We start from the raw sequence: 12,566 nt of genomic DNA on the forward strand, positions 1-12,566 counted from the left end.
AAGAAGCAAAAAACCTTATTGCATTTAGGTATTTCTCTAGAATAACGTTTAGTTTATGTCTCTTCTCTTTATTAGGGTTTAGAATCTTTCCTTGTACTGCTATTTTTATATCTGCTTTCAGGGAACATCCCCAAGTTTTTATTTTTTAACTAACTCTTTTGTACTTAACCCCCCGACCTCACGGACGGGGTCTCTGGTGCTGACAGATGAAAGATTAAAAACAAAAGTTTTTGAGTTAAAAAATAAAACTTTACAATTAAAAACTTTGCCCCTCACAGACCCGTTGGTCATCATATACTTCTCAGAAATAGCGAGCGCCTGTCATAGGGGCTATTTTATTTTTAGTTAATTGCAGTATAATATTTTTTGCTATTTCACGATAGTTCTATCTTCATTTTGTCCTAGAAGAACCTGAAGTCTCAAGATTTAAACAAAAAAATTAACATCAAATTTCTTAACTGCTATTATGATGGGCTTTTTCTTCCTAAAGAGGTTTCTCAACTTTATTGCTAGAATTAAGTTAAAAGGCTTTACCTCAATTATTTCATTTACCACTAATTTTCTGACCTCTTCCCCCACCCTGAAGGGTGAGTTTGCTGAGGTCTTAAGGGTTACACCCCTTTTATGGTACTCTATTATCCCCCAAGCCTATATTGTGGGAGAAATCGGCTCCCGCTCCTCATGCTTTAACAGTTGATCGGCTTGGAGTTATATTTTATTACACTTGTTAGTTGGGGTAGATGCATACTCATGTTTCAGTAACGCATACCCCATTAGCAACTATCTCAATTTTTAATAAGTTTTTAAATTTTAAAAAAACTTTATCCCGCCCCTAGAAGAGGCGAGGTTTGTCGTTCGCTTTATCAAAATAAGATTGCCTTTTTAATATAATTTAAAGTCAATTAAATTATATATGAGACAAAATCATATTAATTAAGTGCGCGGGGGTGCCCGAGCCTGGCCAAAGGGGACGGGCCCAGAACCCGTTGGCGTAGGCCTGCGTGGGTTCAAACCCCACCCCCCGCATTTCTTATGTCTTTAATCCATTCAATTAGATCTTGTTTTATTACACTCAATAAATCTTCTACAACCAAACTTGAATTACAATTTTTGTAATAATTAAGAGCTTTTTCAGAAACCTTACCTTTCATTAACGTTAATGCAATAAAACAATCATGGCATTCTTCACAATTTGAATAGGTTTTCAATCCAAGTTCATCTTCTATTCTTTTTCTAATTTTGTCTAAATCTTCTTCCTGAAGGTCAACAAATCTTTTGGCATTCCAATATAAAAAACAAATATCTTTACATTTCTTATTATTTAAAAATTTTTTTAAATTTTCATAAATCATATCTAAGGGTATTTTTACATACTTTGCATTATAATGATAAGCAATCTCTTTTATGCTTTCATTATGACCTCCTCTAAAAGGTATTAAGGAAACAATAATTTCATTACTTTTTGGTGTTAATTCATTAATTTTAGAAACAGGAACTAAGGTTGCATCTATATTATTTTCTTTAATTAATTTTAAAAACAAATCTTCTTGTTTTTTATCTCCCGGATCATGATATATTATTATCATCAATTTCCACCAATTTATTATAATATTTTTATCAAAGATTTTATTGAAATACATTTTTATAAGTAAAAATATGTAAACGTATATACATAAAATGAACCCAGTATATAAAATGCGCTTAATGCTAATTAACTGTTAAAGTCTTGTAGGTGCATGTGATGAACAACCAAGAATATGACATAAATAACTTAAAGCTCTATTCAATAACATACAAAGATTCTTGTTTTTATGATTTAGTAAAGCTCGGCGAAATCAAGGAGAAAATTTATAACAATGTATTTAATATAGCAAGAGGCTTAGTAATCTTATCAACATGCAATAGGTTCGAAATATATGTTGATTCAACAAATGACGACATAATACAAGAAGAGCTAAATCAAAATCTAGGTATTTATGCAAAATACCTTCATACATATTCTGGCATAGAATCTGCTATACACTTATTTAGAGTATCTTCTGGCATAGAATCTGCTATAATAGGAGAAACAGAAGTTCTATCTCAAGTCAAAAATGCCTGGGAAGAGTCAAAAAATATGGGTTATTCAAGTAAATTACTTGATTCTGTTTTCCATCAATCAATAATAGTCGGTAAGAGAGCCAGAAGCGAAACTGATATATCTAAAGGTGTTCTAGGATATCCTCAGGCTTCCGTAGAATTTGGATCAAAAATTTTGGGTAGTCTAGATAATAAAAAAATTGCAATAATAGGAGCAGGGAGCGCCGCTAAAATAATGATTGACCACATATGTTCAAAATATGATCCCAAAATAATTACTATTGCTAATAGAACTAAGGAAAAAGCAAAGATGTTAATAAACAATAGATGTAATTTTGAAGTAGAAGATCTTAATTCTATAGTTAACAAAAAATACGATATTGTTTTAATAGCAATAAAAGGTGGTCCTTTTGATTTTTTAAAAGGATTATTAAACAATAATAACCTAATTATAGACATATCTACGCCTAGCGCATTGGATAGCAACACAGTATATAACATAGAAAGCATAGAAAAATTGGTTAAAGAGAACTTCACTCATAGAATAAACCAAATACCCCTGGTAGAAAAAATTATAGAAGAGGAAACAGGAAAGCTGATCGACTATCTAAGAAAAAGATATATTGATGAAAGCATTTCAGAAATAATGAAGTATATAGATTCTCTTATTAAGTATGAAGTGGAGCAAACAAAGAAAAACATAAATAAAGGAATGAATTTAGATGATGCTCTAAGAATTGCATTTGAAAGCTTTACAAAGAAGTCCATGAGGCCTATATTTAATTTAATGCATGATTCATATAGAGACGAAATATCAGAATTAATAATAGAATACTATAAGAAAAATATGAGGTGAAGTATTTGGCATCGTTCCCTAGAATAAGACCAAGGAGATTAAGATCAATAAAATATCTAAGAGACTTAGTTTCTGAAACCTATTTAGATACATCAAAGCTAATACTTCCAGTATTTGTTAACGAATCCATAGAGAAACCTATAGAAACACCAGGCCTTGAAGGACACCTAACTTATCCCCCGAACTCAAATTATTTAGTAAATTACATAAATGAGGCCATGGAATTAGGTATCCATTCTTTTTTAATTTTCGGAATACCAAAAACGAAAAACGAGGATGGCATAAGAGCTTATGCGCCTGATGGACCGGTTCAGGTTGCTATTAAAAATATAAGGAGAGAAATTGGATGGGATCCGATAATTTTCACTGACCTATGCATATGTGAATACACAACTCATGGACATTGCGGAATTCCTATTAGTAATAAAAGAGGTACCACTATAGATAACGATTCTACATTAAAAGTTTATCAAAAGATCGCAATTTCTCAAGCACAGGCTGGATCAGATTTTATTTCTCCATCGGGCATGATGGACGGGCAAGTAAAAGCAATTAGAGAAGCTCTGGATGAAACAGGTTTTAATGATGTTGGTATAATGGCTTATTCAGCTAAATATGCTAGTTCAATGTATGGTCCATTTAGAGAAGCTGTAGATTCTGCTCCTAGATTTGGAAATAGAAAGAGCTATCAAATGGATCCAAGGAATGCAAAGGAAGCACTAAAGGAAGTTAGGCTTGATATTGAAGAAGGTGCCGATATAATAATGGTTAAACCTGCAATTCTTTATTTAGATGTGATACAGCTTGTTAAGCAGCATTATCCAGAAATCCCTTTGGCCGCATACAATGTAAGTGGGGAATATGCAATGATAAGAAGTGCCATCAAAAACGGTTTACTAGACGAGGTGCAACCTATTGTAGAATCTCTTATTTCAATAAAGAGGGCTGGAGCTGATATTATTATCACCTATTTTGCTCTAGATGTCGCAAAAATTATCAAATCTAGAAAAGAAATATTTTAAATTTTTATTCTATTTTTAAAATTTTTCAAAAAATTTTAAGCATTATTTTATAACTAGAAAGAATAGGGATTGAAGTTAAGATGTCAGAAAAAATTAAAATTACCAAGAGGCATCCTCTCTCAAAAAAAGAGGTAAAAGAATTAAAGGAAACAATTATTAGAGAGTTTCCAAATACTCCAATACAATGGGAAAAAGTAGAGATAGCAAGCTATGAAAACTTAGATATTTATATAGATAACGGTATTCCATGCATAGTAAAAACAAATAATTTAATGTTTCCTACTTTGCTTTGCTTGTTAAAGAAAGGCTATCAGTGGATCAACGGAGTAATAATAGATAGGGGAGCAACTAATGCTGTTTCTAGGGGGGCCGATTTAATGTTACCAGGAATTAAATCCATAAAGGGAGAATTTAATGAAAATTCAATAATAGCGTCATTTGATCAAGATAAAGGAGTTCCCGTAATGATAGGCAAAGCTTTGTATGATAGCAAAAAAATTGAAGAGCTCATAAAGCAAAAATCAAAAGGTAAGGCAGTTGAAAACCTTCATTATGCAGGAGATTTAATTTGGAAAATATCTGTTTCATTATAAAAACTATATTTTCCTTAAACACAAATAATATTTAGTGTTTTCTTCCAAGCCTATAGGGGGATCAAATTGAAACACAATTCCCCATAAAGAGAGAATAGTAATCTTAGATTCTTTCTCTGGTTTAACCAAATACCCATGCCCACAAAAATCATAAACATCTATATTTTCAGGTTTCTTTTTATCTACTATTATTTCTAACTTATCTCCTTCAGAAACTTTTATTATATCTCCCACCAAATCGAAATTAACTTGTTGCTTTTCATTAGATGCATTAACTATTTTAGCGTTTTGTAACTTACTTTGTATTATACTTTTAATCTCTGCCTCAATATTTACCATTTTCTTCCCCCTTTCTTAGCTCTACAATAAATTCAGATAAAAATAAAAGTATTTAAATAATTCTTTTTATGATATTTTTTAGAGAACGAGCCTACAAATAACCCCTAACTTAATATTCATTTCCTAAAAATCTGCCTTATAATAAATTTTTATAAAGTTTTTATATTTAAAAATTTTATAAAAATGCTGTTTATTTAAAGATCTATCTCTACAAATCCTTCATTATTTATTCTAACCTTATACGTTTTTAACGGAGTTTTCGAATCTGATTTAAATTCGCAAGGAACTTCTGGTTTTACTTGGGGTGGGGTGACCATTTCACCATTTAGCACATTAAATTTAGCCCCATGTAAAGGACACGTTACAATGTTATCAGTGACGTCTGTTAGCAATCCACAACCCATGTGTGAACATATAGCGTCCATACCATATAGGGAATTGTTGTATTTTACAATTAATATAGGTTTATCATCAACCATAACAACAGCTGAGTTCCTTTTTTCAAAAACTTTTCCTATAACAGATATCCTTTTAAAAGTCACATCATACACCTCAAAAAAATTATACTTAGTTTTACTTTATATATTTATACTAACATTAATAGCTTATAATCATTTTGAAACGTGTTAAAAAACAGTAAATCTAGTCTTTCAAGCCGGGAATAAATTTTTTAAATACAAGGCGTATTAAAGAAAGCAAAAGTTGAAATTTTATAATAGGAAAACACCTATATTTCATTGCGGAAACAGATTTACATCCATAAAAGGAGTTTAAAATTCAAGACCTCGGGATTTCTTAAGATCGGGGGAGATGCTAATATTAATAACAATTTTAATTTCAGAACAGAAAGAGCTTAAATATACCCTTTTCCCAGAAAATCCTAGATAAAGCTAGTGGTGCAAAAACTTGGGTGTCTTAGATATCCTGGCAAGTTGGTCAAGCTATTTACCTACAATGAAGAAACCAAAACAAAAGCTTACTCTATATAGAAAACTCGCTTGGACAGGGATAATATTAGTTATTTATTTGGTTATGGCTAATATTCCGTTATATGGTGTTCCAACGCAAGCCTTAACAAGTACTATATCTTTACAGAACATAATATTTGCAAGTAGTGCCGGGACACTGATGCAACTAGGTATAGGTCCTATAGTCACCTCAGGCTTAATATTAGAGGTTCTAGCTGGGGCAAAGATAATTGATATAGATCTGTCAAACCCAGATGACCAGCTCAAATTTACAGGAGCTATGAAAACTCTAGCTGTTTTCTTAGCAGTTATTGAAAGTATCGTTGTAATGCTCAGCGGGGAGCTTTTCCCTCCAGGTTATAGTCCCTCTATATTTATAAAAATCTTAATAGTTGTTCAACTTACTCTTGCTTCATATTTAGTAATATTAATGGATGAAGCTTTACAAAAAGGGTGGGGGCTCGGCAGCGCGATAAGTCTATTTATACTAGCAGGAGTTGCTCAAACAGTTATTTGGGATATGTTTGGATTTATACCTAAAATAGCTATGGATTTCGGCGTTATTCCAGCTTTAATTATAGATAGGAACTTATTAATATTTGCAAGACCAAACGGTTTTCCAGATTTAACTGGTCTCTTATCTACATTCGCGATAATAATTTTACTTGTTTACCTAAATGGTATGAGAGTTGAAATACCTGTAACTTCATCAAGATTAAGGGGTATTAGAAGCAGAATACCTCTTCAATTTATATATGTTACTAACATACCGATTTTATTGTTAGCAATATTGGTTGCTGACTTACAGCTGTTTGAAACACCTTTAGAAAGGTTCTTAGGAATAAACTCTATTATTTACAAAGGTTATGCAAGCCTTGTTTATTATTTATCCCCACCTAACGGAATTATTAGCGCATCAATAAATCCATTAAAAACGATAATATTTGCAATAACTTGGCTAGTCTTGTCAATATTGTTCGGATATATATGGGTAGAAGTTGCCGGACTTAATCCAAGCAGTCAAGCAGATCAGCTAATATCTGGAGGATTAGAAATTCCAGGTATGAGAAGAAATCCAAGAATTCTTGAATCCGTTTTATCCAAGTATATATATCCATTAACAGTTCTAAGCAGTTTAATTGTAGGAGCTATTGCTATAGTTGCTGCAATATTTGGCTCTTTTGGTACGGGTGCAGGAATACTTTTAGCAGTAGGAATTATATACCAGTACTACTCAATGATTAGCTATGAAAGAGCGCTAGAGGCGTATCCGCTAATTAAGAGGATTATGGGTGAAAAATGATGAACTATTTAAGAAACAAGTTCAAAGTAATTATTGTAACAGGTGTCCCTGGAGTAGGCAAAACTACAGTATTGTCTCTAATACAAGAAAAAGCAAAAAAATTAAACTTAAAAATAAAGGTGATTAACTTTGGAACTTTCATGCTCGAAACAGCTGTTAAAGAGAAGCTAGTCAACAACAGGGATGAAATGAGGCATTTAAGCCTAAGAAAACAGCTGGAGTTGCAACAATTAGCTGCAAAAAGAATAATAGAAGAATCTCTCAATGAATTAAAAGAAGAAGAGTTTTTACTAATAGATACTCATGCTATAGTTAAAACTTCATCAGGCTACTTACCTGGACTTCCAAGGCATGTATTAGATGAGTTAAAACCAGATATGATTGCTGTAATAGAAGCTGATGCAAATGAAATTTATAATAGGCAAACAAAGGACGCCTCAAGAAATAGGTCTGATTTTGGGACTGCAAAAGATATAGAAAAATTGATGGAATATGCAAGGTCTGCATCATTTGCTAGTGCAGTACATTATGCATCGACGGTAGCAATAGTTGTTAATAAAGAAAATAAAGCAGATGAAGCAGCTGAGCAACTAATACAATACATCCAAAAACTTTAGATAGATTTGGCATAATCTTAAGCAATTCTTAAAGATTATCTTGATTTCTTATATTGTATTTTAATTTATATCTATATTCTACGTATTTATCACTCGGAGAAAACTTAGGAGGGTGAGGTACTCTCAAAGATCCACCACAATATGGACATTTATCCTGGTTTAACGTATATCTTTTGCAATTAATACATCTCCTCATAAGCCATCTCATTTTATTGACCCTTAATTCTCTCAAACGAATACATTACCTTTAATTCTTTGGCTAATTTTTCTGCCTTTGAATTTAATTTATCCAAAATGTTTTCTAATGTCTTATAATCAGGTCCTATTAAATCAATCCTATACTTTGGCGATCCTATAGCATATATCTTTATATCAATGCCCTCATGTTTTTTAGCCTCTTCTTTAATATCAAGAAGTATTTTCTTTATTTTGTCTATACCATCTGGATCCATAGATCTTAAGTTTATATAAGCGCTGATTTGAACATGCTTTATTTCCACATACTTTTTAGCATAATCTAGTAAAATATCATGCCACTCTGGAGGTACTTTGGCTCTTTTTAGGGCTTCCTTACCCTCCAAGCTTGCATTTTCAAGACCAGCCATTGCATCTCCAAAATAATCTTCTAATCTCCAAATAACTTCCTTATATGCCTCATCTTCAGATTTATTAATTTGTTTAGCTGCCATCAAGATCAAATTTATTGCTTTTAAGGTCCTTTTCCAATACATCATCTTTCTCTTTCTTTCATTGTCATTTACTCTTTTAAGACTAACATCAACCTGGCCTTTATTTCTATAAACTCTAATAACCTTAACAGCCAATTTTTGGTTTTCCTTAATAACATCATTAATGTTTTTTAACGCTCTTGTAGCTACTTCGCTCCATGGTAAAAAAGCTCTTAAATCATTATATTCGTCTATAACCATATAAGCTCCGAAATCATGGACTTCTTTTATTGTGCCAACCACTATTTCTCCTACATCTGGCAAGTCTCTTCTATTTTTTAGTGCCAATTTTATCCCCAATTTTATTTTATCTTGATATTATGGATTTAAAAGAGTTTAAATATTATTTTATAACAACTATTAATTTAATTTTCAATATATTATAAATAAAAAATAAAATTACAACTGAAAGCCTCGCCCTTTAGGGCGGGGAGGAGGTCAGAAATAAAGAAACCACTACAAGAGATAATCCTAATGTTAAAATATCTCCCATACAACAAGATATTATATAAACTAATAATCCACATATCCTAAAATTATATCAGTTAATCCTATGCCAAGCATTATTTTTAATGCTGCCATTTTAATATAAAAATTTAAAAATAAGTAATCATCTCTTATCTAAATATAGCTTAAAAAACCTTCTATTATTAAAATAAATACAGGTGCTAAGTATGGATAATAATTTTATAAGCGTTCAGACAAATAAGATAGTTATTCATGGTATAGGTAAGCCTAAGGATCTTATATTACCAAATGAAATAACAGAATGGGTTAAAAAAAGCAAAACATTAAATAGAATATTAAATATATTAATAAATCATCAAAAGTTCAAGAAAAGATTATCAAACCCTATGGCTATAAGGAGCCTTCTAGTCTATTTATATGCTAAGAGAAGTAACATAGCTCCATACATTATAGCTAAAAAGTTCAATATTGCACCTGAACAATTGTATAGAATAGAAAGAGGATTAAAAAGAGATAATCTATACAATACAATAATGATCGAAATAGATCTAGATTCTCTTTAGGGGGTTGGTAAACTACCTTACCCTTACGACAGACATCCTCACATCGCGATGAGGATTTCCTATTTCTTAAAGAAACCTCAATTCCCTTAAAGCGAGAGTATCATCAAAAGAACTGTTTTGTAATGTGGAAGAGGTGTTGCAGATGGTTCACTCTCTGCATTAAGTTCCCATTCCCAAGGGTATAACTATCTATTATAGCCAAAGCATATGCATTTATGTTTTGTAATAACTATAAAAACCTTTGAGGACCATCATAACTTCAATAACGGATGAGGACTTTTGCCCGATAAGTTAAAACATTGTAAACTTTTAAAATAATTAAATTATAAAACGATTTCATAATTAAGGAATAAGTTATAAGCTAAAAAGCTATTTATAATTGCCTATAAATATTAAATATAGGGAGTAATATATATGATAAGGCCTTATGTTACTATATTTTCTACTATGACTGTGGATGGAAAAATAGCAAACAGCAATAAATATTCTAAGCTTAGTTGTAATGAAGATTTTAAATTACAGCATTATTTAAGATCTATAAATGATGCAGTTATGATAGGAGCTAATACAGCAATTGTAGATAATCCCAGCTTAACAGTAAGGCTAGTTGAAGGCTCATCGCCATATAGAATAGTTGTAGATTCTAAATTAATTATAACACCATCATTAAAAATATTTTCAGATCCTAAGAGAAGTATAATCATTACGTCAAATGATTCTGATCCGAAAAAGCTAAAAGAATTTGAAATAACTGGTGTTAAAATAATTAAAGTTGAAAGAAATAAAGGTCTAGATATGGAAACGGCATTGCGAAAACTATATGAATTTGGTATTAAAAAGCTCATGGTTGAAGGAGGGGGCCATTTAAATTACTCTTTATTATTTAAAGGTTTAGTAGATGAAATATGGATTACAATATCACCATATGCTTTTGGTGGCGGAATATCTTTTTTGGAAAAAGGAGAACTAGATGAAATCAAAGCAGAATTTTATATAAAAGAAATAAAACAACTATGCCACAATTGGGTTAATATAAGATATGGGGTATTATACCCCAAAAAATCAATCGTTTAATTTAATAAATAATACCTTTGTATGCATTTATATATATCGGATCTTTATTTATCCTAACTATATATTTAGACCTATTATATTTTTCTCCAGGATTAAATGACTTCATCTCATTTGACTTTAAATCTAGTTTCTTGTATTTTTCCTGCACATAATCTCTGTATAATGACTCCATTACATTAAAAGTACAAAATGGAACGACTCTTCCGTCAGGCATTAAATAGCTTATATTGCATCTTCTTACCCTTTCTACATCATAATTATACAGATCCATGAAGTGCATCATCCCAATAAATAGCATATGATAGTGTAACTGACCTAGCGCATCATAATTTCTCTTTATGAATATGCTAGTTAAAAGTTTGCTGAATTTAAGCTCTTTAGGCATTCTTTTTTCATCAACAAATTTCTTCAAATCCAACACTCCTTTTATCAAATGCAATTTTTTGAACATGCTATCTGTTATATCTATTCTTTTTTCGTCTAAGTATTCTAGGAAGCCTTCTATATCAAAGAAAGCGCCTATTGGTATAAATTTGGTTGGTATGCCATTAGCATCTCTCTCTATAAAAACATAGTTCGCAGATCCACACATAGGATGATTAGACATGCAGAACTGCTCAGTTTCGGTTGCCGCTTCAACAAATTTAGCGAATTTAGCTGCGACAGGTATTGGGTACCAAGTATCTCTAGATATCTGTCCATCAGTTTGCTTTTCTATTTCAATTATAGCATCTGCGATTGTTATTCTTACCTTTTCTCTTTCACTCTTCTTAATTTGACCTGACAGACTCACGGGCTGGAAATTAACTGCTCTAACAATATCTAAATGCTTACCTGCAAATCTTAATATTCCTCCTATTTCTTGGTCATTATGACCCTTTATAAGAGTAGGCACTAATACTACACTTGTCATACCTGATTTTCTAAATACTTCAAAAATATATGGTATTTCCCAATGGTTCTTAAAGTTAACTTTTGGAGAAACTCCATCAAAGCTTAGATAAACAGTATTAACACCTGCTTCCCTAAGAGTTTTAGAGTAATTTATTGCTGCTTCTGGGTCATTAAAATACATTTCAGCAAATTTTATTCCAGCTGTGTTTAATTGTATATGCCTTACTCCTTCTTCTCTAAGCATTTTCACTATTTCCGGTAAATCTTCTCTTAAAGTTGGCTCTCCTCCTGTTATTTGTATTGCCATTGTAACTCCTTGTTTCTTTAATTGTTCTATTTGGAACTTCAACAACTCTATGCTGGGCTCATAAATATATCCAGCTTTTTCTGCATAGAAAAAGCAATAATAACAACTTAGATTGCATCTATTGGTTACAACTAAATTAGCCAGAGCCGTATGATTTTCATGCATTGAGCAAAATCCGCAATTATAGGGACATGGAGCGTTTAAGCTTACATATGCTTTAATTTTGCCAGCACCTTTACCTGTTTCTTCATATTTCATCATCTTAGTATAAAGATTTGAATCACCATAATAAAGTTCTTCAATCTCTCCATGCTCTGGACAAACTTTCCTAAGAAAAACCTTTCCATCTCTTTCAAAAACTCTTGCAGGTAATAATCTTAAACACACAGGACATAAGCTTGTTGTATAATGTAAATGCTTTTCATTCTCTTTAAGCTGTGGCATTGGGCCTCCTATAGGTATTTTTCTCTCTGCAATCTCTACATAGGCCTTATTCCCTTCAGTTATAAATCTTCCGGGAGCAGGCATAGTCTTATGGACCTGCTCACTTTCTTTCTTTTTATTCACTTGAACTACTGCCAATATTTAAACCCCCTAGATACATTGCTTATTTTATATATTATATCTCCTCTTATATATGCCTAGACACTGTTTTTTAAGATTTACTTATTAATTTAATATAGTTAGAAATAATTTTTAAATATTCTTCCAATATTTATTAAACTTTTATATACTTGTATATACTATAACGATAG

Annotated in this window: 13 protein-coding genes and 1 tRNA gene; 8 read left to right on the plus strand and 6 right to left on the minus strand. The window is 31.5% G+C overall.

All coding sequences use genetic code 11. From position 1 onward, the window contains the following. Window positions 1-941 precede the first annotated feature (941 nt). A tRNA-Leu gene (locus RXO53_RS06075) sits at window positions 942-1,026 on the plus strand. Here the strand turns inward: RXO53_RS06075 and RXO53_RS06080 are convergent. Then, the gene (locus tag RXO53_RS06080) at window positions 1,008-1,586 is read right to left on the minus strand and encodes a hypothetical protein (RefSeq protein ID WP_410713355.1); all 579 of its coding nucleotides are present in this window, start codon (window positions 1,584-1,586) and stop codon (window positions 1,008-1,010) included. The two genes, RXO53_RS06075 and RXO53_RS06080, sit on opposite strands and share 19 nt — an antisense overlap. A 155-nt stretch (window positions 1,587-1,741) precedes the next feature. Here RXO53_RS06080 and RXO53_RS06085 point away from each other — a divergent pair, with 155 nt between their 5' ends. From RXO53_RS06085 to RXO53_RS06095, 3 genes are all read left to right on the plus strand, one after another. Then, window positions 1,742-2,935 (plus strand): NAD(P)-binding domain-containing protein, encoded by a 1,194-nt coding sequence (locus RXO53_RS06085; protein WP_410713356.1) that lies wholly within the window; start codon window positions 1,742-1,744, stop codon window positions 2,933-2,935. 5 nt (window positions 2,936-2,940) lie between these two features. Beyond that, window positions 2,941-3,957, plus strand: coding sequence for a porphobilinogen synthase (gene hemB / locus RXO53_RS06090; protein ID WP_410713357.1), 1,017 nt, complete (start codon window positions 2,941-2,943; stop codon window positions 3,955-3,957). Between the two features lie 80 nt (window positions 3,958-4,037). After that, complete coding sequence (locus RXO53_RS06095; RefSeq protein WP_410713358.1) at window positions 4,038-4,550, plus strand: DUF1947 domain-containing protein; 513 nt, start codon at window positions 4,038-4,040, stop codon at window positions 4,548-4,550. 3 nt (window positions 4,551-4,553) lie between these two features. Here RXO53_RS06095 and RXO53_RS06100 read toward each other — a convergent pair whose 3' ends face one another. Both RXO53_RS06100 and RXO53_RS06105 read right to left on the minus strand, forming a co-directional pair. After that, window positions 4,554-4,889 carry a DNA-directed RNA polymerase subunit G gene (locus tag RXO53_RS06100; protein ID WP_410713359.1) on the minus strand — a complete coding sequence of 112 codons (336 nt, stop codon included), beginning with the start codon at window positions 4,887-4,889 and terminating at the stop codon, window positions 4,554-4,556. A 194-nt stretch (window positions 4,890-5,083) separates the two neighbouring features. Then, the gene (locus RXO53_RS06105; protein ID WP_410713360.1) at window positions 5,084-5,431 is read right to left on the minus strand and encodes a Rieske (2Fe-2S) protein; all 348 of its coding nucleotides are present in this window, start codon (window positions 5,429-5,431) and stop codon (window positions 5,084-5,086) included. A 364-nt stretch (window positions 5,432-5,795) separates the two neighbouring features. Between RXO53_RS06105 and secY the strand changes: the two genes are divergently transcribed. Together secY and RXO53_RS06115 are read left to right on the plus strand one after the other, a co-directional pair. Then, on the plus strand, window positions 5,796-7,160 hold the full coding sequence (gene secY / locus RXO53_RS06110) for a preprotein translocase subunit SecY (RefSeq protein ID WP_410713361.1): 1,365 nt from the start codon (window positions 5,796-5,798) through the stop codon (window positions 7,158-7,160). After that, window positions 7,160-7,777, plus strand: a complete 618-nt coding sequence (locus RXO53_RS06115; RefSeq protein WP_410713362.1) for an adenylate kinase — start codon at window positions 7,160-7,162, stop codon at window positions 7,775-7,777. Before secY ends, RXO53_RS06115 begins: the two co-directional genes overlap by 1 nt. 28 nt (window positions 7,778-7,805) lie before the next feature. Here RXO53_RS06115 and RXO53_RS06120 read toward each other — a convergent pair whose 3' ends face one another. Both RXO53_RS06120 and RXO53_RS06125 read right to left on the minus strand, forming a co-directional pair. Further along, window positions 7,806-7,985, minus strand: coding sequence for an RNA-protein complex protein Nop10 (locus RXO53_RS06120; protein WP_410713363.1), 180 nt, complete (start codon window positions 7,983-7,985; stop codon window positions 7,806-7,808). 1 nt (window position 7,986) lies between these two features. Further along, window positions 7,987-8,793 carry a translation initiation factor IF-2 subunit alpha gene (locus RXO53_RS06125; protein WP_410713364.1) on the minus strand — a complete coding sequence of 269 codons (807 nt, stop codon included), beginning with the start codon at window positions 8,791-8,793 and terminating at the stop codon, window positions 7,987-7,989. Between the two features lie 386 nt (window positions 8,794-9,179). Between RXO53_RS06125 and RXO53_RS06130 the strand changes: the two genes are divergently transcribed. Continuing rightward, complete coding sequence (locus RXO53_RS06130) at window positions 9,180-9,536, plus strand: hypothetical protein (protein WP_410713365.1); 357 nt, start codon at window positions 9,180-9,182, stop codon at window positions 9,534-9,536. Between the two features lie 414 nt (window positions 9,537-9,950). Beyond that, the gene (locus RXO53_RS06135) at window positions 9,951-10,610 is read left to right on the plus strand and encodes a dihydrofolate reductase family protein (protein WP_410713366.1); all 660 of its coding nucleotides are present in this window, start codon (window positions 9,951-9,953) and stop codon (window positions 10,608-10,610) included. Between the two features lies 1 nt (window position 10,611). Here the strand turns inward: RXO53_RS06135 and tes are convergent, their stop codons facing one another. Then, the gene (gene tes, locus RXO53_RS06140; protein ID WP_410713367.1) at window positions 10,612-12,339 is read right to left on the minus strand and encodes a tetraether lipid synthase Tes; all 1,728 of its coding nucleotides are present in this window, start codon (window positions 12,337-12,339) and stop codon (window positions 10,612-10,614) included. Between the last annotated feature and the right edge of the window lie 227 nt (window positions 12,340-12,566).

It is taken from the genome of Caldisphaera sp. (genome assembly GCF_046536515.1).
In the GTDB taxonomy this organism is placed as follows: domain Archaea; phylum Thermoproteota; class Thermoprotei_A; order Sulfolobales; family Acidilobaceae; genus Caldisphaera.

Excerpts from the sequence above, each read along its gene's own strand:
- RXO53_RS06135 (WP_410713366.1), top strand. The coding sequence starts at position 9,951 with ATGATAAGGCCTTATGTTACTATATTTTCTACTATGACTGTGGATGGA.
- RXO53_RS06085 (WP_410713356.1), top strand. The coding sequence starts at position 1,742 with ATGAACAACCAAGAATATGACATAAATAACTTAAAGCTCTATTCAATA.
- RXO53_RS06115 (WP_410713362.1), top strand. The coding sequence starts at position 7,160 with ATGAACTATTTAAGAAACAAGTTCAAAGTAATTATTGTAACAGGTGTC.
- RXO53_RS06100 (WP_410713359.1), bottom strand. The coding sequence starts at position 4,889 with ATGGTAAATATTGAGGCAGAGATTAAAAGTATAATACAAAGTAAGTTA.
- RXO53_RS06120 (WP_410713363.1), bottom strand. The coding sequence starts at position 7,985 with ATGAGATGGCTTATGAGGAGATGTATTAATTGCAAAAGATATACGTTA.
- RXO53_RS06095 (WP_410713358.1), top strand. The coding sequence starts at position 4,038 with ATGTCAGAAAAAATTAAAATTACCAAGAGGCATCCTCTCTCAAAAAAA.
- RXO53_RS06130 (WP_410713365.1), top strand. The coding sequence starts at position 9,180 with ATGGATAATAATTTTATAAGCGTTCAGACAAATAAGATAGTTATTCAT.
- tes (WP_410713367.1), bottom strand. The coding sequence starts at position 12,339 with ATGCCTGCTCCCGGAAGATTTATAACTGAAGGGAATAAGGCCTATGTA.
- RXO53_RS06080 (WP_410713355.1), bottom strand. The coding sequence starts at position 1,586 with ATGATAATAATATATCATGATCCGGGAGATAAAAAACAAGAAGATTTG.